The organism is Spirosoma migulaei (assembly GCF_054776855.1).
On sequence record NZ_BAAHBG010000027.1, the window covers coordinates 365,851 to 387,227 of the forward strand.

The 21,377-nt window shown below is 43.7% G+C and carries 19 protein-coding genes and 2 tRNA genes; 7 read left to right on the forward strand and 14 right to left on the reverse strand.

What is annotated here, in order from left to right; translation table 11 throughout:
- Positions 1–32 precede the first annotated feature (32 nt).
- A tRNA-Met gene (locus ACYVGO_RS26400) sits at positions 33–106 on the forward strand.
- 444 nt (positions 107–550) lie between these two features.
- On the opposite strand, the gene ACYVGO_RS26405 is transcribed toward ACYVGO_RS26400, so the two are convergent.
- Positions 551–622: transfer RNA gene (locus ACYVGO_RS26405), tRNA-Arg, on the reverse strand.
- A 596-nt stretch (positions 623–1,218) separates the two neighbouring features.
- Here ACYVGO_RS26405 and ACYVGO_RS26410 point away from each other — a divergent pair.
- The gene (locus tag ACYVGO_RS26410; RefSeq protein ID WP_142773006.1) at positions 1,219–1,620 is read left to right on the forward strand and encodes a LytR/AlgR family response regulator transcription factor; all 402 of its coding nucleotides are present in this window, start codon (positions 1,219–1,221) and stop codon (positions 1,618–1,620) included.
- Positions 1,621–1,713: 93 nt separating this feature from the next.
- On the opposite strand, the gene ACYVGO_RS26415 is transcribed toward ACYVGO_RS26410, so the two are convergent.
- Positions 1,714–2,439 carry a LytR/AlgR family response regulator transcription factor gene (locus ACYVGO_RS26415; RefSeq protein ID WP_460971838.1) on the reverse strand — a complete coding sequence of 242 codons (726 nt, stop codon included), beginning with the start codon at positions 2,437–2,439 and terminating at the stop codon, positions 1,714–1,716.
- A complete protein-coding gene (locus ACYVGO_RS26420; protein ID WP_460971839.1) occupies positions 2,411–3,505 on the reverse strand; it encodes a sensor histidine kinase in 1,095 nt (364 codons plus the stop codon). The genes ACYVGO_RS26415 and ACYVGO_RS26420 overlap by 29 nt, the downstream gene beginning before the upstream one ends.
- A gap of 277 nt (positions 3,506–3,782) precedes the next feature.
- On the opposite strand from ACYVGO_RS26420, the gene ACYVGO_RS26425 reads away from it, so the two are divergent.
- Positions 3,783–5,045 (forward strand): retropepsin-like aspartic protease, encoded by a 1,263-nt coding sequence (locus ACYVGO_RS26425; RefSeq protein ID WP_460971840.1) that lies wholly within the window; start codon positions 3,783–3,785, stop codon positions 5,043–5,045.
- Positions 5,046–5,112: 67 nt separating this feature from the next.
- Positions 5,113–5,889: a hypothetical protein gene (locus ACYVGO_RS26430; RefSeq protein ID WP_460971841.1), complete on the forward strand. Its 777-nt coding sequence runs from the start codon at positions 5,113–5,115 to the stop codon at positions 5,887–5,889.
- Between the two features lie 1,093 nt (positions 5,890–6,982).
- Here ACYVGO_RS26430 and ACYVGO_RS26435 read toward each other — a convergent pair.
- The 8 genes from ACYVGO_RS26435 to ACYVGO_RS26470 form a co-directional block, all read right to left on the reverse strand.
- Complete coding sequence (locus ACYVGO_RS26435; RefSeq protein WP_460971842.1) at positions 6,983–7,459, reverse strand: FKBP-type peptidyl-prolyl cis-trans isomerase; 477 nt, start codon at positions 7,457–7,459, stop codon at positions 6,983–6,985.
- 1,685 nt (positions 7,460–9,144) lie between these two features.
- Positions 9,145–9,333: an ATP-binding protein gene (locus ACYVGO_RS26440; protein ID WP_460971843.1), complete on the reverse strand. Its 189-nt coding sequence runs from the start codon at positions 9,331–9,333 to the stop codon at positions 9,145–9,147.
- Positions 9,334–9,404: 71 nt separating this feature from the next.
- On the reverse strand, positions 9,405–9,536 hold the full coding sequence (locus tag ACYVGO_RS26445; protein ID WP_460971844.1) for a hypothetical protein: 132 nt from the start codon (positions 9,534–9,536) through the stop codon (positions 9,405–9,407).
- Between the two features lie 88 nt (positions 9,537–9,624).
- A complete protein-coding gene (locus ACYVGO_RS26450) occupies positions 9,625–9,861 on the reverse strand; it encodes a hypothetical protein (RefSeq protein ID WP_460971845.1) in 237 nt (78 codons plus the stop codon).
- 110 nt (positions 9,862–9,971) lie between these two features.
- Positions 9,972–10,256 carry an osmoprotectant transporter permease gene (locus tag ACYVGO_RS26455; RefSeq protein ID WP_142772999.1) on the reverse strand — a complete coding sequence of 95 codons (285 nt, stop codon included), beginning with the start codon at positions 10,254–10,256 and terminating at the stop codon, positions 9,972–9,974.
- 135 nt (positions 10,257–10,391) lie between these two features.
- Positions 10,392–11,321, reverse strand: coding sequence for an oxygen-dependent coproporphyrinogen oxidase (gene hemF, locus ACYVGO_RS26460; RefSeq protein WP_460971846.1), 930 nt, complete (start codon positions 11,319–11,321; stop codon positions 10,392–10,394).
- A 21-nt stretch (positions 11,322–11,342) separates the two neighbouring features.
- Positions 11,343–11,969 (reverse strand): AlbA family DNA-binding domain-containing protein, encoded by a 627-nt coding sequence (locus tag ACYVGO_RS26465; protein WP_460971847.1) that lies wholly within the window; start codon positions 11,967–11,969, stop codon positions 11,343–11,345.
- A gap of 232 nt (positions 11,970–12,201) precedes the next feature.
- On the reverse strand, positions 12,202–12,690 hold the full coding sequence (locus tag ACYVGO_RS26470) for a hypothetical protein (protein ID WP_142772996.1): 489 nt from the start codon (positions 12,688–12,690) through the stop codon (positions 12,202–12,204).
- 635 nt (positions 12,691–13,325) lie between these two features.
- On the opposite strand from ACYVGO_RS26470, the gene ACYVGO_RS26475 reads away from it, so the two are divergent.
- The 3 genes from ACYVGO_RS26475 (at position 13,326) to ACYVGO_RS26485 (ending at position 17,381) form a co-directional block, all read left to right on the forward strand.
- Positions 13,326–15,236, forward strand: coding sequence for a sensor histidine kinase (locus ACYVGO_RS26475; protein WP_460971848.1), 1,911 nt, complete (start codon positions 13,326–13,328; stop codon positions 15,234–15,236).
- A 171-nt stretch (positions 15,237–15,407) separates the two neighbouring features.
- Positions 15,408–16,346: a sugar phosphate isomerase/epimerase family protein gene (locus ACYVGO_RS26480; protein WP_460971849.1), complete on the forward strand. Its 939-nt coding sequence runs from the start codon at positions 15,408–15,410 to the stop codon at positions 16,344–16,346.
- A gap of 96 nt (positions 16,347–16,442) precedes the next feature.
- Positions 16,443–17,381 (forward strand): dienelactone hydrolase family protein, encoded by a 939-nt coding sequence (locus ACYVGO_RS26485; RefSeq protein WP_460971850.1) that lies wholly within the window; start codon positions 16,443–16,445, stop codon positions 17,379–17,381.
- A gap of 605 nt (positions 17,382–17,986) precedes the next feature.
- Here ACYVGO_RS26485 and ACYVGO_RS26490 read toward each other — a convergent pair.
- The 3 genes from ACYVGO_RS26490 to ACYVGO_RS26500 form a co-directional block, all read right to left on the reverse strand.
- Positions 17,987–18,214 (reverse strand): hypothetical protein, encoded by a 228-nt coding sequence (locus ACYVGO_RS26490; RefSeq protein ID WP_460971851.1) that lies wholly within the window; start codon positions 18,212–18,214, stop codon positions 17,987–17,989.
- Positions 18,215–18,375: 161 nt separating this feature from the next.
- Positions 18,376–18,933 carry a hypothetical protein gene (locus ACYVGO_RS26495; protein ID WP_460971852.1) on the reverse strand — a complete coding sequence of 186 codons (558 nt, stop codon included), beginning with the start codon at positions 18,931–18,933 and terminating at the stop codon, positions 18,376–18,378.
- Positions 18,934–18,976: 43 nt separating this feature from the next.
- Positions 18,977–21,373: a TonB-dependent receptor gene (locus ACYVGO_RS26500; RefSeq protein ID WP_460971853.1), complete on the reverse strand. Its 2,397-nt coding sequence runs from the start codon at positions 21,371–21,373 to the stop codon at positions 18,977–18,979.
- Between the last annotated feature and the right edge of the window lie 4 nt (positions 21,374–21,377).

Sequence of the window (21,377 nt, forward strand, 5' to 3'; positions counted from 1 at the left end):
GCCGATTTTTCCTTACTTTTGTGAAATCAAACGGCGGGGTAGCTCAGATGGTTAGAGCGTAGGATTCATAACCCTAAGGTCGGCAGTTCGATCCTGCTCCCCGCTACAGCTAAACGCCTAATCAATTGACAACTAATTGATTAGGCGTTTTCTTTTATCCAAAAAGTACGGATTGGCATACAAACTCAATCCTTTCTCTCCCGCCAATTCGGCGTATCCATATGCTTCTTCTGGCCGCTTATAGCTATTATCCGGGCTTACGGCCTGCTTTAAAAAGCCGTATTATCCGCGAGTCAAGCAAAAAATAGACGTTTCGAGAAGTCTCCGGTTTTTTTCATTTACGATGGCCTTGAGGATACGAATTCGAATGACGACGAAAGTATCAGCGTAAAACCCGGAATTGATTAGTAGGTAGGGTTGCCAAGCTGATTAGAACAAGTCAGTTTTAACGTATCTGGCTAGGCACGTGCAGTTGAAGGAGTTACCTTGGGTCTACCAATAAACCAGCACAGCCCTCTCGGTTAAAATACCAAGAGGGCTGTGCTAATAGTGGCCTTATAGGGACTCGAACCCCAACCAACAGTTCCGAAGACTGTGATGCTATCCATTACACCATAAAGCCATCTCTGCAAAAGTAAGCCAATTTCCCTGATTTCTCAGAAAAAAGGTCATTGATTTAGGCAAGGACTTTATGGTTAGGATAAAAAGCTTGATTTTCAGAGGTCAAGTACCTCACGTTTAGACTTACTTATAAACCCATCTTTTAAATACAAAATACAGCGGCCGGATAACTTACGGAAAAATTTTGGGCCGTTTAATCAAGTTTTGAAGCTGCGGCCTTGGGAGACTAATTCGACACCCATTATATCCAAAATGTGCATTTATAGCGTCTTTGGTCTTTTTTTATGTAAACTATCAAGCATATTATTGGACTATTTCAGAAGTTTCTATTATACTTGTATGTATATACTTTACAAAAAGTGTATCAAACTCCTCAAAAATCACTTTCCAGTTCTCTAATATTAGTTATATTCGCATAACTATATAACTTATTACCTTTACTGAACATGTAGTAACTTACCTGCAAGTACATACTAGTTTAATTCTTTGTTTTTGGATTTTATTTGTGCTTCTCAGTTACCAGTTCCTGTTGTATTTTCCTATTTTTTATCGATACGTATTGTAGAAATTTTACCACCCATTTTAGCCATTTATGTCATGAAGCGATTAGCTGCTGCTCAACTTCAGCATAAGTTTGATCCAAATCAGGTCCTCTATTTAACGGGGGATGTAAATTACTGTTCCGTACACCTCCTGAATGGTAAAGCCATCTTATCCAGCAGGACATTAAAATGGTATAATGATCGCTGGCCCCATTTTATTCGTATTCATAAAGCCAATCTTATTAACCCACAACATATTCATAGCTGTATAGTCGTTTCTTCCATTGTTGCCCATTTGATTATGCGCAATGGCGCTCGGCTTCCTATAGGGCGTAGACGAATAAGTGCGGTTGTCGATCAATTAGGTATTGAACTCCCCAAGAATTCCTATACCGGTTCATACCAGGCCAAACCAGAATGGCGTGATTATGTGCAACCCCATTCAAAAGCTGCCTAGACCAAACGAACATAAACTATACTTATCTAGCCGATGACGATATAATTTACCTGTTTACCAGTAACCAGATGGACCAACAGGAGGGTTTTCAGGTTAAACCTGGCCCCGCCTGAAGAAATGCCGTACCTGTAACTGCTCTAACACCTGGTTCCTATAGTTTCTCCCAACTGGAAGTGTCTGCCCAGGCACCTCCAGTTGACAATCAGTAATTGCCCTGATTTTAGCTAAGGCCACCAAAAATGATCGGTGTATCCGCATAAACTGTTCGGCGGGCAGCAGTTCTTCATAGTAGCTGATAGACTGGCGGGTTACGATCTCCTGCGTACTAGTTCTGATCTTTACGTAGTCTCGTAAGCTTTCCAGCGATATAATGTCGCGGAGATCGACACGCACTAATTTCCGGTCTTCCTTCACAAAGATAAATGGCTCTTCATCGGGTTGTGAGTTCGGGAGCGAAATGGCCAACCTCTGAGTTATCATCTTCCCCACCGCCTTAATAAACCGGTCAAAAGGTATTGGCTTAATTAGGTAGTCCAGTACATCTAATTCATATCCTTCTACTGCGTATTCGCGGTAAGCGGAAGTAATGATGGTTTTGGGTGGGTTGGAAAGTGTTTTGAGTAAATCCAGGCCCGAAAGCTGGGGCATCTGAATATCCAGGAATAATAGATCGACAGGTTTGCTTTGTAAAATGGTAAAAGCCTCAACCGCCGAACTACATTGACCAACCAAGTCCAGTATGTCTATTTTCTGAACGTAAGCCGCAAGTATGGTCAATGCAATGGGCTCGTCATCTACGAGCAAACACTTGATTTTCATAGCCTTTCTGTAGACAGTAATCGTCAGCGGTTAATCCGATAGTCAACGTACTTAAAAACGAGCCCACGCCATTTAGTTGCCGAAGCCGGTGGCGGTCGGGATAAATTAATTGGAGCCGTTTGGCAACATTGGGCAGACCTATACCGGGGGACGTTGCTGGGCCAGCCAACTCGGGCTTGCTGTTTTCAACCTTGAAGGTCAACTGCGTGTGGGTCACGTTTAGCTGAATCTGTAGCCAGGCATCACCCAATTGACGGCTTAGGCCATGTTTAAACGCATTCTCGACAAATGGGAGTAACAGCAATGGGGCAATCATTAATTTCTCGGTAGGCCCACTGATCTGAAATGCCAGTTGTAGACCCTGGCCATAGCGAATACGCTCCAGGGCCAGGTAGTTTTGTAAATACTCGATCTCTTTGAAAAGTGGCACCTTTGTCAGGCTTCCCTCATAGAGCATATACTGCATAAGTTGCGATAGTCGTAAAACTACTTCGCCGGCTTTATCGGGGTTACTACCGGTTAGACCATATAAGTTATTGAGGGTATTAAACAAAAAATGCGGGTTGATCTGGTCTTTAAGCGATTTCAGCTCAACCGCCTGATTGACAATCACTAATTGCTGGTTTAGTTGTTGCTGTCGAAAACCGTACCGGATCATATGGAAAGCAATCAATAGACCGCTGGTACAGAGCATATAAAATGACGACAGAACCAATCGGTGGAGATCCCATGGACTTTCCTGATCAAGTTGAGCCGGGTCAAACTGGGCTAAAAACAAATAATAATATCCCTGCCAATACAACACTCCGCTAACAGCCAGTACTACTAATGTCAGCAAGCCAAATGTCACATATTTCAGCGTTAACAGATAGGTCGGAATCAACCAGTAAAGCGTAGTATAGGTAAATAGAAGCTGGGCAGGCAGCTCTGATAACGCAATCAGCAAATGATCGATATACTGATGTTCAAATTGATCAGTTGCCAGAATTTGCAGATTCATATAACATAGCCAGGCTACTACATGGATAGTGATTTCCCGATAGCTGAGCGTCTGAAAATGAGTCATCTTCCTGGCGTTAATAAGCAAATTTACTGAATAAACACGACTGTCGGCTCAGGATCCCATCCCCTATCCTGCTATAACGTCAAACAACAGGTCAGGTAAGATAAAGGCAGATCAGAGCGCGATAAACGACGTTGGTAGCTCTCAGTCATGCGTTTGTCGATATGATGATGTTCTCTATCTGATTAAGTTGATAAGTCCAGTCACATACTGAAGATTTAACGGACGATTCGAAAAAACATCAGATGACTGATATTCATATTATCATATATATTAAAAAATGAAAACCGTATCATTTATACTGATTTTGCTGGTTGTCACTCAGGTTACTAAAGCTACCGATCAATCCTGTAAAATCATTGATGATACATATGGTTTTTTCTTCACTGGTAACCGTACCCAGACACGCATTCCTTTTCAGTTTCAGTCAAATCTGATTATTGTTTCGGTGTGTATGAATGATGTTGACTCACTGCGATTACTTGTTGATACAGGAGTTGCTCATACGATCATTACGGATCGGCATGCGTTCAAAAAACGTCCGCTTACTTTAAGTCGCCAGATTAAGCTTACAGGTATGGGTGCAGGCAGCGCAACAACAGCATCTGTGTCTATTAACAATACGCTGAGCATAGGATACCTCCGGGCAGAACATCACAATGTAGTTATTCTGGAGGAGGATGTATTAAAATTGTCAGAGTATGCGGGTCTATCCATCCACGGCCTAATTGGCTATGAACTATTTGCCGATCTCGTTGTAACGATTGACTTCCAGCGTCGAGAGTTGGTCCTAATGCAACCCCAGCAGTATCGATACCACCACCGGAAAGGTGAACGCTATCCAATTACAATTCTGGATCGAAAAGCCTATCTGGATGCGCTGTCAATTTTTGACGGGATTCGGTTCAGGCCGCTCCGTGTAGTGCTTGATACGGGTGCGGGTCAGGCATTATTACTCAATCGGTTTCATAACGGACCAACGCTACCACTCCCCGATAAAGTTGTACAGGTTCCGTTGGGATCGGGATTCAACGGATTGATTAGTGGGGCAGTTGGCCGGTTTCAAAAGGTAAACGTTGGTCGCTTTCAATTGGATGATATGCTCGTCTCGTTTCCTGATAGTTCGGATTTTAGTCTTAAGATCCGAGACATGCCCGAACGACAAGGCAATATAGGGTGTGAACTGCTGCGTCGGTTTCTCGTTACGATCAATTATCCGAATCGGTATATTGTATTAAAGCCAGTTAGGCGAATCATGCGGGAGCGTTTTGAACACGACATGAGTGGGCTGGAACTTCGGGCTAAAGGCGAAACGCTCCGTACTTATTTTATTAACAACGTCAATTCGAACTCACCAGCAGAACAAGCAGGGTTACAGGTTGGAGATGAATTATTAGTGGTGAATAGAAGCCTGGCTACTACAATGACTATCAGCGATATATACCGAATGCTTCAGGCAGGAGAAGGAAAGTTGGTTGCGTTGGTTATCCAGCGAAATCGCCAGCGCTTTACGGTTCGCTTTACGCTAAAACGACTTATATAAGTTCTCCTGACTTATCTCGAAAAGTTGCCAGGAGTTGGTTAGGTCAGGATCATTATAGAAAAATACGATGTATAAACTGATTAAGTCAGGCCCTTATCTGTATGGCTCTTCTATCTTTTTGCTGGGAGTTGAACAATTCATTACAGGCAATTTTCCTGTAGCCTTACTACCAGTTCCTTCTGATACACCAGGCCGACTTATTCTGGTGTATGTTGTAGGAGCTATCCTGGCGATTGGCGGCCTGGGTATAATTATCCAGAAAAAGCCGACCTGGGCTTCTATCTTGTTAGGTTCACTGTTCATCCTGCTCGATCTGGTTATTCATTTACCCAAATTGTTAGCCAATCCATATAATGGAGGTGAATGGACGGTATTTACGGAACTCCTTGCACTAGCTGGTGGGGCTTTTCTGCTTGTTGAGCACTTCTCCGCGGATTTTTCAGCTATACATGTAAGCCGCATTAGTAGTTCACTCATCCGTTCAGGACTTCTTGTATATTCGTTATCTCTTCTAATTTTTGGAATTCAACACATCCTGTATGGCCAATATGTGGCTACGCTCATCCCGTCGTGGATTCCAGTACATTTGTTTTGGGCATATTTCGTAGGAATTGCCTTTCTGGCGGCAGCGATAAGTTTTCTGTCGAAAAAATTGGCTCAGTTGGCGGCAACGTTGCTGGGAGTTCTATTTACCTTATTGGTCATTGTTCTGCATATACCTCGGGTTGTGACCCGTTTACATACAGAAACTGAGTGGACTAGCCTACTTATCGCTTTGGCAATGGGAGGAATTTCATTTACCCTGGCAGCTAGTTCAATGATCAGGAGTACAGTAAAGAGATAAGCATATACAATTAGCTATGGGTAGCTAATCTGGAGTACTTGTTGATTAATTTTTCTGTAGGCTTCAAAACTAGTGACGTATATACCCTGTTGTAGCATTTTCTCTATCGCAGCCTTCTGCTTACAGTTGAACCTTCTATATTGACTTCATTTTCTGTATCCCAATTACTCGTTAACTGTCGGATAGCACGAGATACATTTTATTTTTAACAAAATGTGACTTTCCGTTTTTTTTCTTGTCTTAAATCCGAATTTCACCATCGACCGTACGTACGTAGTGAATCTGGTCCATACCCATCATTAAGTTTTTACACCTCAATTAATTCCATGGTTATGAATCGTTTGCACATCACTTCGCCTGACCCTATCCGGGCAATAACCTGGTCAGTTGTTTTTGGCATTAGTCTTATTTTCTTCATGGAAGCAGTTGCCTTATTGTTCCATTCGTAAGCTTTTACGGCCATGAGACTTACTCCTAAAATTTTTTTTTTCGGCCCTGGCCGCCATTGCTTCACATTACCTGTTAGTGTAACTGGCTCTCTCTGGTCTGGATTCGGTGGCTGGCACTACCGCGCCTGCTCGTTTTCACTCATTGATCCCACTCATCGACGCTCCCGAGTATCCCCTACAGCTTGCCAAGTTATCCAGCCGGGTGTTGATTTTCTGGCTAGCCTTCCTTGAAGTTAATACTCTCATTTTCAAGTTTTTACGTAATTCCTACCAACAAATAGGCTTCTTATCGGGTAAAAGTGAGTAGAAAGTGTAATGTTCCTGTTTTCATGGATTTATTTGTTACTATTTTTTCCTTTTCCTAACCATGAATCGCCTACAACGTTCAACTTCTTTTGATCTAGTAAACTTTATAACCTGGGCATTAGCGGCCATTATTTGTTTGTTGTATGCTTATGGCCTGTTGACGTTGCTGCTATAATCACTCTATTATAAATCGCCCAGCATTAATCAGATTTTCATTCTACAGAGAGAAATATCTGGAAGTCTATATTACCTCAAGGGTGATACTTTTTACTACCTCCCTCCTGTTTAGATTCCGGTAGCTTTGTCTGGTCCAGCTAGGTTACACCTTTACAACTGCTCTAATTAATTTTAATAAGGTCAATCTTAAAAACAAGAATTGAGTTAGCTGGAATATCATTCTGCTCCTGAGATCCATAGGCCAGACTTGGCGGTAAATAGAGTGTAATACTACCGCCTGGCGCCACGAGCGGTATACCTTCCTGCCAGCCCACAATTAGTTGATTTAAGTCAAAGCTTATGCCACTACTGCTATCAAATGTTGCCCCATTCGTCAGCATACCTGTGTAGTTAACAGTCACATTAGAGCAAACGGTTGGCTTGGCACCCAAGCCAGGCGACTGAATAGTATAATAAAACCCACGATTATCCGCTTTTGCCGCAATCCTGTTAGTGCCGATATACTGTTTCAGGGCGGCAATCTCCTCTTGCGGTGCTTTGGTGGTAACGGTTGTTAGGTTGCAAGGTGACTGGTCGGCTTGCCGACAACTACCAGCGAGTAGCCAGCAAACGGCCAGCACATATCCGTATTTATTCATTAGCAAACGCCTGATGGCAGGTTATTTTTATTGATAACGGATTTTACGATTGAACGTTCGTGCATAATACCCAAACCATGTGCGTATCCTTATTTATTTTATGGTAACATCTATACCCTACATTGGCGTAGATATTGCTATTTCTGGTCTAAAAAACACAATGGTATGGCTACAAAGAATTCGCTTATACCTAACCCATGGGCAATTTGCCTGCTTATTATCTTCTCATTGCTGCTATTAACCTCAAAATGGCTCTGGGCAAACCTGTAGTCAGTTGGCCTCTTAATGGATGCAGCTTATTTAGAGCTTTCTAAATTTCTGTTGTCCCGTTTAATACCATTTTTTCGAATCAGGAGTCAACTCAGCGCATTTTTTGTTTAATTGTATACCAGGACAGTTCGTACTATGGCTATACGATTTTTCATGACATCAGTCAACCTAATCAAAGTTTTGGTCTGGTTGTGTATGCTGAGTATCTCCATACTGTTCTGGGTGATGATCATCCGGTTTTTCTTTTAATCAGTTTCCAGGATTCAGACAATCCGTACCAGTCCATTTTACGTAAATGTTACAGATTTACTTGTAGCATTGCACGCATGTCTATTAAAAATTTCCTGAATCGCACTAGGTTGGGTTATTGGAGGACGTTTACTGATCAGACCACCTTTTCTCCTACTTGATGCACTCCTACTTTGTATATTCTGAAATTTATTAAGTCAATTCCAGTGAAAACCAATGATAAATAAGGGTTGCCAGAATACTTTATCCCGCATTTATAACGTTTATTCTTTATTTCATCTTAAATTTGTATACTTTTCACTTGTGTTTTGGTCTCTATGAGACGTTTTTTTGAGGAATTTGACTTTGTTGCGTTTATCGCCTACCTGCTTGCGTTTGTTGCTATGCTGGGTATTGCTTTTTGGCTCGTTAAGGCTGTCGAGTAAGTTTGCCCTACTATACCTACATGTGCATATACCTCTCACTATCAGCATGTTATTAAAAAATATAACACGGATCTATTTTTGGCATTAGAATTGCTTTAGGTTATTGGTATCGCTCTCTCTTTACCATGACTATTCGCATTCGTATTACATATTCTGACGCCATAAGTGTAGGTATCTGGTTAGGTATGTTAGCTTTTTCAATAGCCTGCTGGGTAGGTATCATTAAACTCATTTTTTAACATCCATCCATCCCAGCGCCTATAGGAACCGCTTCTGACGCGGTCATTAGGTCTGATATTGAGCGCCTTATGGTGACTTATTCCACCGAATAATAAATTCAAACTACATATTCTTACTACTATCAATTGTTGTTGTTCAATTGATCTATCTTGCTCTCACAACCTGATAGATAAGCTATGCAACCACGACTGACACTTCCGCTTGTCGCTACTAGCTTTCTGCTTTTTTTGGTCTATCTGTATCGAAAAATTGCGTTAAAAAAACAGTGCCCGATCTGTAAAGACAATTATCCGGATCGAGTGCCAAGACCTAAGTTGTTAAAATCTTTGCTGGGTATTGTACCTTTAAAGGCGTATCACTGCAAGGCCTGCGGACATCACTTTTACATGATTTAATCCTGCCTGGCCTGGAACTTATTCTTCTCTAAGCCTCTATTTTCCGGCAGCAATGTTTGGGTATATTCTCACTCCCAGGTCGGAGCTATAATCCTTTTTTACTAGGCTAACAATCCAAGTGTATAGTTGCCCAGTTAATCTGCTTAACTGGGAATAAAATATAAAAGGTTGTGCCCTGATGTTCAATTGAGGTTGCGTAAAGCTTGCCACCATGATTCTCAACGATCCGTCGACAAATTGTTAATCCAATACCATGTCCTTCGTAGCTGTTTCGGTTATGAATCCGCTGGAACATGGTAAAAATCTTTTCGGCTTACTCAAGCCTGAAACTAATCCCATTATCCTGAACGATGATTTCATCACAGTTTAGGTTCGTTGTAGAACAAGTTCATCCACTTGTTTCTGTGCCATCACCTGCTCAGTTACTTTATTGGCGAAGGCAAGAATGCCATCTGTTTCTCCGTAGTGGGTAAATGTGGGCTGATAGATTATATCCACATATGCATCTCTTGCATTTCCTGATGTACCATCTAACTCGATTAAAATTTCTTGCCAATAAAGGACTTACGGGTAGTATATACGTTATTCAAAAGTCCATAAAATTATTAACAGGAATTGGCGCTTCCAGCATACTTACTTTCTCGTATTCATACTGAATTAAAGCATGGCTATAAATCCACTTACCAACAGGGCAGGCATACTGCGATAAAACAGTTGTGTCTTCAACATCGCCCTCATCGTACAGAATAGCTCGTAAACGACTTTTGAAAAGCAAATGCCTGGTTTTCGCCTGCTGAAAATCGAAGGTTGTAAACGGTTCCACTAAGAGTAAAAAATGATGGTACGGCTTAGTGGTAAAACTAATAAATTAACTAACCTCAGTAGTCAGCTTTACCTAACAGGTGTTGAGAATATCCTGGTTACATAATCAGGTTAGTTCCAGCGGGGATTGGTCAGAATAAGAATTAAAAAGAAAAGGCCACATAAGAGACCTGGTATAGCCAGTAAACCTAACAAAATCTTAGCTCCTTGCTCATGTTGATGGGTATGAAGCCAATACCCTCCTATTAATACTGCTCCCAGAACAGTAAGTAGTAAAAACCACAAGCCCGCATTAAAAGATGATACAGAGCCATCAGCTATACCGACAAAAAAGAAATAAAAGAAAATGAGAGCAATCACAGCGTCGATACCCCAAAAAATCCAGAAGAAGTTCATGTGTTTTACGGTTTAATTGGATACGTAGCTCATGTGCTTTTGTTAGCCTACGTTCTGTTGGTAAAATTGACCCGTAAAACCCCGACATGCCAGGATGGATAAACAACTGGTAGGATTGAGTAAATAACTAACTAATTACACCCAGTTGATTCCTTTTTGAAGTTGACGTACCGTTTTTTCTTCCTGACTACCAGCTTCGGTTCGAAAATCATAGATCCAGTTGGCTTGTGGCGGCATACTCATCAGGATAGACTCGGTACGGCCGTTGGTTTCGAGACCAAATTTTGTTCCCCGGTCCCAAACCAGATTGAATTCTACGTAGCGCCCCCGACGTAGCAGTTGCCAGTCTTTCTCTCGTTCGCCAAATGGTAGATCCCGATTCTGCTTCATAAAGTGCGTGTAAATTGGTGCAAATGCGTTGCCCACATCCTGTACAAAGGCAAATAGATCCGCTTTATGGGCCGTATCTGTCGGTTTAAGGTAATCAAAGAAAATACCACCTATGCCACGCGTTTCCTGTCTGTGAGGAATGTAAAAATAATCATCGGCCCAGGGTTTAAATTTAGTATAATACGCCGGGTCATGACGGTCGCAAACCGTTTTGAGCGATTGATGAAACCAGCGAGCGTCCTTGTCCACTACATAGTGGGGTGTCAGGTCAATACCACCACCAAACCAATTATGGCCAGTACTCATCTCAAAATACCGCACGTTCATGTGAATAATGGGCACCATTGGGTTGCGCGGATGCAGTACTATTGACACACCAGTAGCATAAAAAGTAGGTAAGGCTGTATCGGTTCGATCCATCAACTGCAAGGCCCGCAGAGTAGCTTCTGTAGCCTCACCATGTACTGCCGAAAATCCGACACCACCTTTTTCAATTACACTACCGCCAGCCAGGATTCGTGAACGCCCACCACCCCCGCCCGGCCGCTCCCAGCTATCTTCGCGAAACCGGCCCGTACCGTCGGCTTCTTCTAAAGACTGGCAAATACGGTCCTGCAAACCCTGAAAAAACAGGGTAACTGTTTCTTTTGTTAATTCTTGTTCTGATGTTATCATGTTGGCAAAGATACGGCTTGATTAGTCGGTCAGCTTAAGCGAATAACGTACAGGCCGGGGTTTATCAATTAACATTAGCAAACCTCGCTCAGCTAATTGGCGCAATAGTTTACCTGCCCGGTAGTCAGAAATATTAATGAGCTTGGCAAATTTATCAGCTGTGATGTGGTCGTTCTTACGTAGGTACTGAATCAATGTCCGAGCCATTGGCGATCTGAGCAATTCAGTTGTTGCCATATCCGGCGTGATAATGAGTTTACTGGTTGGTACAGATTTATCCTTCGCCCGAATATAAATTGTGCGCTTTCCTGCTTCATCTACTACATAATGTGGTTTTTCATCGCTTTCCTTAACGTTGATTATCAATACAATTCGTCCATCGGGAGTGATTGTTTCATAACTCACAAGCAGTGCAGGTTCAACTAGTTGATCTGTTGCTTTTTCAATTTTTTCAATTTCCCGAAACTCCGACGAAACGCCTACAATGTTGCCATTATCAGCAACACCAATAAGTATTGTTCCGCCCGAGGTGTTCGCAAAAGCAGCTAGTGTACGAGCAATACGGTCGGCAGCCGACAACTGTCGTTTAAATTCTAATCGGGTGTGCTCGCCCTGTGAAATAAGATTATCGAGTTGATCGCGGGTCATAAACAGAAAACCTTGTCTGTAGCCTGTTGTTCAAGTTTTAAACAGATCGATGGCATTCACGTAAATTGCCAAAAATCTAATTTTTAGGTTGATTTTTAATGAATAGTGCTGCTAAATAACATAGATTTTTTCTTTATTTGGCAGCACTATTCATTAAAAAAGCGGACATATGTCCGCTTTTTTAATGAATACAGAAAGTACATTTTTAGGTGTACGTGCGCTATAAAATTCCTTATTCAGCCGCTGGATTCAGGCGCTTACGGCCTCGTGGTTTGCCTGTATATTCTGGCTTAGGGCCTGTGCTTTCAGCAGCTAGTTTGAGTTCGTAGCCAGTTACGCCATTATCATAATCAAATGGCTTAACAGTAAATGTATGTTTTGTATTTGCAAAGTCGATTCCCCCTTTTTGAAGAATATAAGGTAATGAAATACTGTGACTTTTGGCAGCTTTCTCTAGTTCAAATGCTTCCTCGTTTTCGCCCGCACCAGGTATAAGGTATAATGATTTTATTTTCCGCTTACCGTCCTGTGTACCTACCTTAAAAAGGTTGTTTTGCGGATCAAACCCTAATTGAGCGATCGTTTTGTCGGGAAATACGACCTTGCCAGCCGACGAAATATACCCTGTAACAGGAACAGGTTTAGCGGCACTTTTCTTCTTCTGTTTTTTAGATTCGCTGTTCTCGTTAGGAGAAAAGAACCGAATTTGCTTTGCTTTCATTCGACAAATATTTATTGTTAATGGGATTCCTCAGCTGCAAATATAGTAAGTATGGATACGAAAAAGTCAAATCTATTACTAAGTATTATTAATTTAAATCTACAATTTATTTTCAGGCGCGCATATTAAGGAGATAATACGCAATAAATTTGTTTTATAGAGATTGTGTCAATAGCGCACTCAATATATTTCGTTTCCTAATTCGTAATTTTTACTTACTAACTCGAACTAGCACGTAGTATCGGATAAGATGAATTAGAAGTAGTTAGCTAATATCAAGTTTCTTTCAATAGATACATTACTTGATTTTCTTAGACAAAAATAAAACCCTTAGTACCCATTCTTCATGCTTTCAGTAAGTAAAGACGCCAACTTTCTTTAGTGGAATTTTGCTATATTCCAACTAAATTAGACTGGTCGTAACCGGTAAATTTTCCACATAAATTGACAGTATAGTCAAAATCCTAACCGATTTAACGTAAGCTGGTCGATTTACAGTCTATGTAGTTAGGTGGTAATTAAGCAACTAACAAAGAATCGCATTTTCACGTATTTTCCGATTATACTTGTAACCTTTATATCAATTCCTGTAGGTATCAATAAGTAGCGTACGGTGGTTTATTGATTTATTAATCATGAAAAGGTTCTTTCTCTGTAGCCCTGTACTTCGGTTTATTCTGTTTTTCACCTTAGCTGCTATTTCCCTACAAGCTCAGGTAATTCAAGTTGATAGTATTGTAAGCAGCGAATGGCAACGCTCAAAAAGTGACATTGGTCGCCTGAAAGCAGCTTTGAGCCAGAATATGACCTCTAGTCCCGTAGCTGATTCCCTGCTTATAGTAGCTAGACAACTTGCTTACCCCCCCGGACAAGTGATTGCTCTCTGTCAGTTGGCTGGTATTCGCTTGCAGCAACAGCAAACCCAGCAGGCGGCAGGACTTTTACAGGAAGCCAGCCAACTTGCCGAACAGACCCGCGATTTAAAAGAATCTGTCTGGATGATGAATCAGGTTTCCAGAATTCAGCGAATGAGTAGCCGCACATCGCCTTCGTTTTCCGCGTCATTTGTCCCGGTCCTGGAGTCACTTGGGCGAGCAATGAGCGTAAGTGCATCAATGCTTGGAAGAGGCAAAGGTGCCCGAGCATTCCCGTTTGAACCCCCAACATCAACTAGTAAACAAATGCCTGACAGACGGGCATTCCAGGCCAATCCCTCTGATTTTGTCGTTCAGGTACCAAATTCAGCCTTCGAACCACTCCAAAACCGCCATTTTCGCTTTAAGACCGATATCGTCGACCGTTTGCTCGACACACTGATCCATTTTGATAAAAGTAGCCCGCAGGTTGTAGTCCAGCTTACTGAACAAAAGAAACGTCGTGATTCGAGCCATGAGCTAAGTAAGGCATTTGCCAAAGAGGGCGATTATGCAAAGGCTTATCAGTATTTTTTGCAATACAGTGCCTACAAAGACAGCTTAACCGCTGAAACCACTACCCGCCGACTAGCCTCTCTTGCTTACAAACAAAATCTGCTCAAAAAGGAAGCTCAAATAAAGCTGCTGACAAAAGATCGGCAACTACGCGAACAGGAATCGAACCGGCAACGACAATTTGTGTTAGTCCTGGTGGGTTGTATTGCTTTACTAGCTGCGTTTTCGATTATTCTGACCCGAAACAATCGGGCTAAACATCTGGCAAACCAGCAGTTGCATGAGCAGAAAGAGGCTCTTCAACAAGCCTTGGTCGAGTTGAAGACCACCCAGGATCAGCTTATTCAATCGGAGAAGATGGCTTCTCTGGGTGAACTAACGGCGGGGATAGCTCACGAAATTCAGAATCCTCTCAATTTTGTTAACAACTTTTCGGAAGTCAGTTCCGAGTTAGTCGATGAATTGAAAGAAGGCCCTTTTCAAAATTTACCGGAAACCGATAAGGAGTATGCCGATGAGATTTTGGGAGACCTAACGCTGAATCTTCAGAAAATCACCCACCATGGCAGCAGGGCATCTGCCATTGTAAAGGGCATGTTAGAGCACTCTCGCACCTCTACCGGAGAACGACAACCTACCGATTTGAACGCCCTCGGCGATGAATACCTACGGTTAGCTTACCATGGTTTACGGGCAAAAGACAAAACATTTAATGCTGAGTTGAAAACAGACTTTGACCCTAAATTAGGCAAGTTAACGGTGGTACAGCAGGATTTAGGCCGGGTTCTACTCAATTTGTTCAACAATGCCTTTTATGCCGTTTCGGAACGAAAAAAACAGCAGCCAGACAATTATCATCCAACGGTAAAAATCAGTACAAAACGAACAGCGAATCAAGTTACTATCCGAATCAGCGATAACGGCACAGGGATACCCCAGGCCGTGAAAGACAAGATATTCCAACCTTTTTTCACGACGAAACCATCAGGCGCGGGTACCGGCTTAGGCTTGTCGCTTTCCTACGACATCATTACGAAAGGGCATAATGGTTCACTACTTGTCCAGAGCCAGGAAGGAGAAGGTACGGCATTTACCATAGAGCTGCCAATTTCATAAGGAGGAGTAACGGTGTAATGTAACTAGCTAGGTTTAGTTGACTGAGCAGCTCGGCTTGCTGATTCTTTTGCTATTGATTATCAATACAGTAGCATCAATTGAGCCGGGTAAAAACCAAAGAATCTAGTTTGATCAATCACTAAAAATTTAGACTCCACTTTTCAATATCTCATGGATACGCATACGCCAGCGCCAGACAGAAGGACATTTCTCAAAACCGCGGTTGCCAGCCTCCCCCTGCTGGCAACCGCAGGCACAATGCCACTAGCGGTGGGGCAAGTTGGTTCATCAACGGCTAAGTCCAGGCTTTTAAAGCTGAGTTGTAACCTCTATTCGTTCAATGAGCCCCTTATGAGTGGACAGATGTCTCTCAATGAGGTTCTGAAATTTTGTTCCGATCTGGGTTTTACGGCAGTCGACCCCACAGCCTACTACCTCTCAAACTACCCTGCCTTACCTGATGACCACTATATATATCAGATCAAACGAGCAGCGTTCAGACTAGGCCTCGATATTAGTGGTACAGGTGTTCGTAACGACTTTACAATACCCGACCTCACCCGCCGAAAAGCGGAGGTTACCTTGGTTCAGAAGTGGACTGATGTGGCAGCTCGACTGGGAGCTCCCGTTATCCGGATTTTCGCAGGTACGGGCAAAGAACTTCCAGTGGGTTATAAACGGGAAGAGGTTACGACCTGGGTTGTTGACTCTATTAGAGAATGCACGGAATACGCTGCCCGGAAAGGCGTGATGATTGTGGTGCAGAACCATGCTGACTTTATCCAGACAGCCGATCATATCCTGGATATTATTCGGCAGGTCAACTCAGACTGGCTGGCCGTCAACCTGGATATTGGTAGTTTTAAAATCGGTGATCCCTATCAACAAATTGCCCGAGTAGCGCCCTATGCAGCCACCTGGCAACTCAAAGAAAATCTGTTTGTAAATGGCAAGGAAGTGGAAACCGATCTGACTAAAATTATGCAGATTGTTCGCGAATCGGGCTACCGGGGTTATCTGCCCATAGAAACGCTTGGCAAAGGTGATCCGCGCGAAAAAGTACCGGCCTTTTACGAAAAAGTAAAAAAAGCGGTAGCAGTAAGTGAGTAAGTGCCTTGGAGTTAACGGTTCTTTGGATTCTGTATATCCTTCAGAAACACAATGTATTAAGCGCTATAACCTACAACAGTAGTAGTCAGAATTCGTATGTCCAGACATAATTCCATACAGGCGTTAGCACAGAGTAAGAACAGGCAACGTAAGGAACTGTACCAACTGTTAGGAAAACTTCCTGACCGCCGACGTCCGATTACGGTAGAACTTATCTCAACTCAAGAAACTGATGAATTGATAACCGAGAAACTCCTCCTGGATATAAACGGACTGGAGAAGGTACCGGCCTACTTTACGAAACCCAAAAACCGAACGGGTAAATTACCCCTGATTTTATTTAACCATTCACATTTCGGCCAATACGGAGTAGGAAAAGATGAATTTGTGAAGGGACGACCTGAGATGCAGAAACCGCCATATGCCCTGGCGTTAGGGCGAGCAGGTTATGCGGGCTTATGTATTGATAGCTGGTGCTTTGGCGAACGACAGGGGCGTGGAGAAATGGATACCTTTAAAGAAATGCTCTGGAATGGTCAGGTATTATGGGGCATGATGGTTTACGACCATATTCGGGCACTGGATTACCTATCAACCCGGCCAGACGTTGATGTCCGCCGGATAGGTACCATGGGAATGTCGATGGGCAGCACGATGGCCTGGTGGCTGGCCGCTTTAGACGAGCGAATCAACGTATGTGTTGACTTATGCTGCCTGACCGATTATCAGGCGCTTTTAGAGGCAAAAGGCCTTGGTTTACACGGCATCTATTACTACGTTCCCAGCTTACTAACTCAGTTTACCACCGCGCAAATCAACGGGCTGATCTCACCACGCCCTCACTTCAGTTTAGCAGGCCGATTCGATCCGTTAACCCCGCTGGCAGGGCTTGAAAAAATTGATGAACAGTTAACGAAAGTTTATCAACAGGATGGAGCGCCAACCGCCTGGAAGCTTACAATTTATGAAACTGGTCACCAGGAAACAGAAGGGATGCGAGCTGATATAATGGCCTTTTATAGACAATGGTTATAAGTTTAACCTGATAGCTAACAACCTAACGCAACCTTTACGTCTTACCACCCGTACTCTGATTAAGTGGGAGTCACAAGCCAATTAAAACGGATTGTGAAGCAAGTTAAATTTGGGGTTACAAACGCTGGGCCTACTAGACCTGGCGTTTTTTGTTGCCTTCCTTTTGCGCCTGTTAAACAAGTATATAAAGTTCAGCTAGTGACTTGCCCCCTGTTTTTCCGCCAGTCAGCACCTATAAAGTTACTAAAAAGTGAGGCAATGGTCCGTTTCGTGCTATGAATTGGCCCAATTCTTGCATAAAAATTCATGTTCATTGTACGCCTGTTTACAGGCTGCAACGAGCTACATATATGGGTATATGGGAAACGCTGACTCAAGAGAGTCAGCGTTTTTTTGTTATGTTCAAAAGCCGTGCCACTATTTCCGGTTTCGCATAAAAATAATAACAGCAAGGCTTCAGGGGTATTGATATACAGATTTGTTCCGTTTTCAGCAGGAAATAAGCCTAATGGTACACTTTCCACAAAGTCATTAACAGCAGAGCCTCTCTATTGATGGAGAGGCTCTGCTGTTTTATTGGTAAACTCATCATGACAGTTACTGTATTAATCTGCCTTTTTCAGTAATCCCTTTCGCACCTTGTCAGCGGCTGCTAAATCCATTAAGGTAAGATTGGCTTTTTTCCTGAGCGTTGGGGAAGCTGTTAGTAGTTCGGCTGCCATCTTAATCAATAGTGCTGCCGTAGCTGCCCCATTAACCTTACGCCGAGTGGCACGCGCCGTTTTCAATTCCGGCGTATGAGTTGCTATACTATGCAGGTGAATAGACTCCATTTGTTCGTCAAATTTGTTGTTTCCCTTCTATGAGAAGAACAAAAAAAACGCAACTTTCAGCACGAAAAAGGGTACTTTTTTAGTACAAAAACTTTATTCCAGGAAAGTCAAATGGCAACTACATTCTATTGAATATCAACAACTTAATAAGTTATAGTTCTTTATTGAACTACCACTGTAAAATCAGTATCTAAATCGGATGAACCTGGTGTGGGCGTACCGTTTTTGGCATTCGGCTGGTGACGCAGCACAACCTTCAATTTACCCGAACCGGCAGCGCCCGTTTTTATTTCGGTTGTCAGCCCGATGGGGTACGGACCTGGTGAAGGGTTCGTATCTTTATCAGTCAGCGTTACGGTTAACAGGTTCGACGGCGTTGGCGTATAAACGAATAGGTGCTCATTGGCCTTCTCCTTGATTTCTTCCGTTGCGTCAAGTACAGGCGTCTTTGTTTTATCAAGTAAGCCAATTACGCCCGTATAGGTCGTATTCGCTTTCAGATTCAGCGTAGCCTTGCTAAAGTCAGCCGTTGTGTTCAGGTTTTCGATGGTTGCCGTTACGCTCTCTGTGGGTGTAGCCTTATTCGTTAGCATGAGCGTAGCGGTGGTAATGGCTTCGTTATCATCGGTAGGTGCCACATTTTGCTCATCCTTAGTACAGGCCCCGGCCAGAACTACCACACTTGCTAGCCAGATCAACTGGTTTTTACAGTACTTCATAATTTACAGATTTTAGAGGTGAAACAGGTTGTATTTAATTGATTCAGGAGCGTTTACCCACCGAGAAGGGTAATTTGACTTTGAGCATGATAGTACGCCCCGGCTCATCGGCGAAGTATCGGAAGCGGTTCAGGTAATCGCGGTAGGCCACATTGGCCAGGTTGGTGCCACTTATGCTAACACTCATCGGCTGGCGACCCACCTGTGTTATGAATCCCAGCTCGGCTCCAAGTAGAAAATAAGCGGGCGGAGGGGTCGCAAAATCACCAGTAAAGATGATCTGCTCATTTTCCTGTCGGGAGGTCACGGCGGGGGCTCGGTTTTGGCGGGCTACATACAATCCAGTTACAGAGATATATAGATTCGATAGCTTTCCTACCTTCGACCAGTCGTATCGCAGGCTATTGTCAGATCGATTGGGCGGAATAAATACCAGGTATCCATGATCGGTCTGATTATAGGCATAAAGCAGGGAGTTCTTGGTCGTTAGCGTTAACTGATCCGTCAGTTTATAGGTCAACGTGGCATCGATACCTCGAAACGTAGCCTGTACCTGCGTGTAGGTGTAGGACGGGAATGCGCCCCGCTGCCGAATAATGGGCACCGAATCGGGTTTGAGATAGATATAATTGTTGATGAGGTTGTTATAAACCCCAATTTCTCCGCTTAGTCGCTTGCCTGCATAAGCCAGCACGAGATTGCCATTATATGCCTGCTCAGGCTTTAGATTCGGATTGCCCCGCTCATAGGCGACTGCGCTTTGGTGCAACCCATTCGAATACAGATCGGCTACATTGGGCGCGCGCCAGGCAGTACTGAGGTTGGCCGTCAGGGTTAGCGCAGGGCGCAGCTGATAGGCTACACCCAGTGAGCCATTTGCGTTCTGCCAGTTATGGGTTTCATGGTAGGTCTGTTTGGTCGCATCATCCAGAAAGTAAGCCCGCAGCCACCGATAATCATAGCGCAATCCAGCTTCTACCGTCCAGGGCCCAACGGCGTAGCGTTCAATAGCAAAGAGACCAGCGCCATAGTTTCGGAAATTCGGGATTAAAAACAAGTACTGCCGAACGTTCCCCTGGGTAATTCCATTAAATCCAACGCTCCCCGACCACTGCCCCGCTGATTTCGTTTTAATGGGCGCATGTTCCCAAACCAGATCGGTGGTGTGCGTAACCAATTTGAGATATAATTCAGGATTCAGTGCCCCACTGAATGAAACGTAATCGTATTCCCGACGGCTATTCTGCTGACGGGCAAAAGTTGCCGTCAATGTTCCCCCTTTAGGGCCGTGAACATAGGCCCGCGCTTTCAGCAAATCATGCTGAACATCCTGATAGGGACGGCCAAGCGCATACGAGAAGTTCGGCTGAACCAGTGGCTGTGGATTGCTAATGGCTGCGTATAGATCGGCCAAACTACCTACCTGAGCTCCCGTAAAGAGCCCCACTTTGGTATCGAACTGACTATAAAACACTTCTGCTCCCCAATTTCGGTGATCGTAATGGACATCGCCCGAAACGTTATTTTCGTGGTAACTGGTATTCTCCAGATAATAGTTGGGCGTTCGTACATAACCCGACCGCTTGAGTGTTCCCTGTAGCCGCCAGCTTAACCCCGCTAGTTTCTTATCAAAAGCGCCTTCCAGCATTCCCGATGCCACACCCAGCCCCCCGTTGGTCCCTCCTACTATGTTTAGTTCGCCACCCATTCCCGGTCGTGTAGGCATGGGTTTGGGCTCCACCAAAATTACCCCGCCAATGGCATCGGAACCATACCGGATACTGGCGGCTCCCTTAATAACCGTCAGCCGCGACGCCAGAAACTGATCGACTTGGGGCGCATGTTCGGTGCCCCATTGCTGATCTTCCTGCCGAATGCCATTGTTCAGAATTATGATCCGATTACTGTAGAGGCCGTGAATAACGGGCTTAGAGATGCTGGGCCCCGTTTGAATGGAATATAAGCCCGCGAGCGATTTCAAACTCTCGCCCAATGACTGCCCTCGCGTTTGATCGAGCGCTGCACCTGACAAACTAACCTGCGTTTGCAGTAATTGCTGGGCTTCGGACCGGTGTTCAGTTACCACAACTTCCTGCAATGTCTGGCTATCGGGAATAAGTTGCACCGAAGCGGCAGCGGTCGATGAATCGGCCCCAACGCGAACGGCCAATTCTTTCGTTTTGTAGCCTACAAACTGATAAACAAGCGTGTAGGTACCCGGACATAGATGCTCAATTCGAAACGAACCACTCGAATCGGCTATAGCGCCTGTCTTTAGTTCATGTACGTATACGGTAGCCCCCGTCAATGGCTCATGATGCCCACTACCGACAATCGTCCCGCTTAGCGTAGCCCTACACTCAGCCGACTGCGCCAGTCCTGATGTCACGATACTGATCATTAACCCACACCCTACACTAGCTCTCCAAAAATTCCGCATTAGT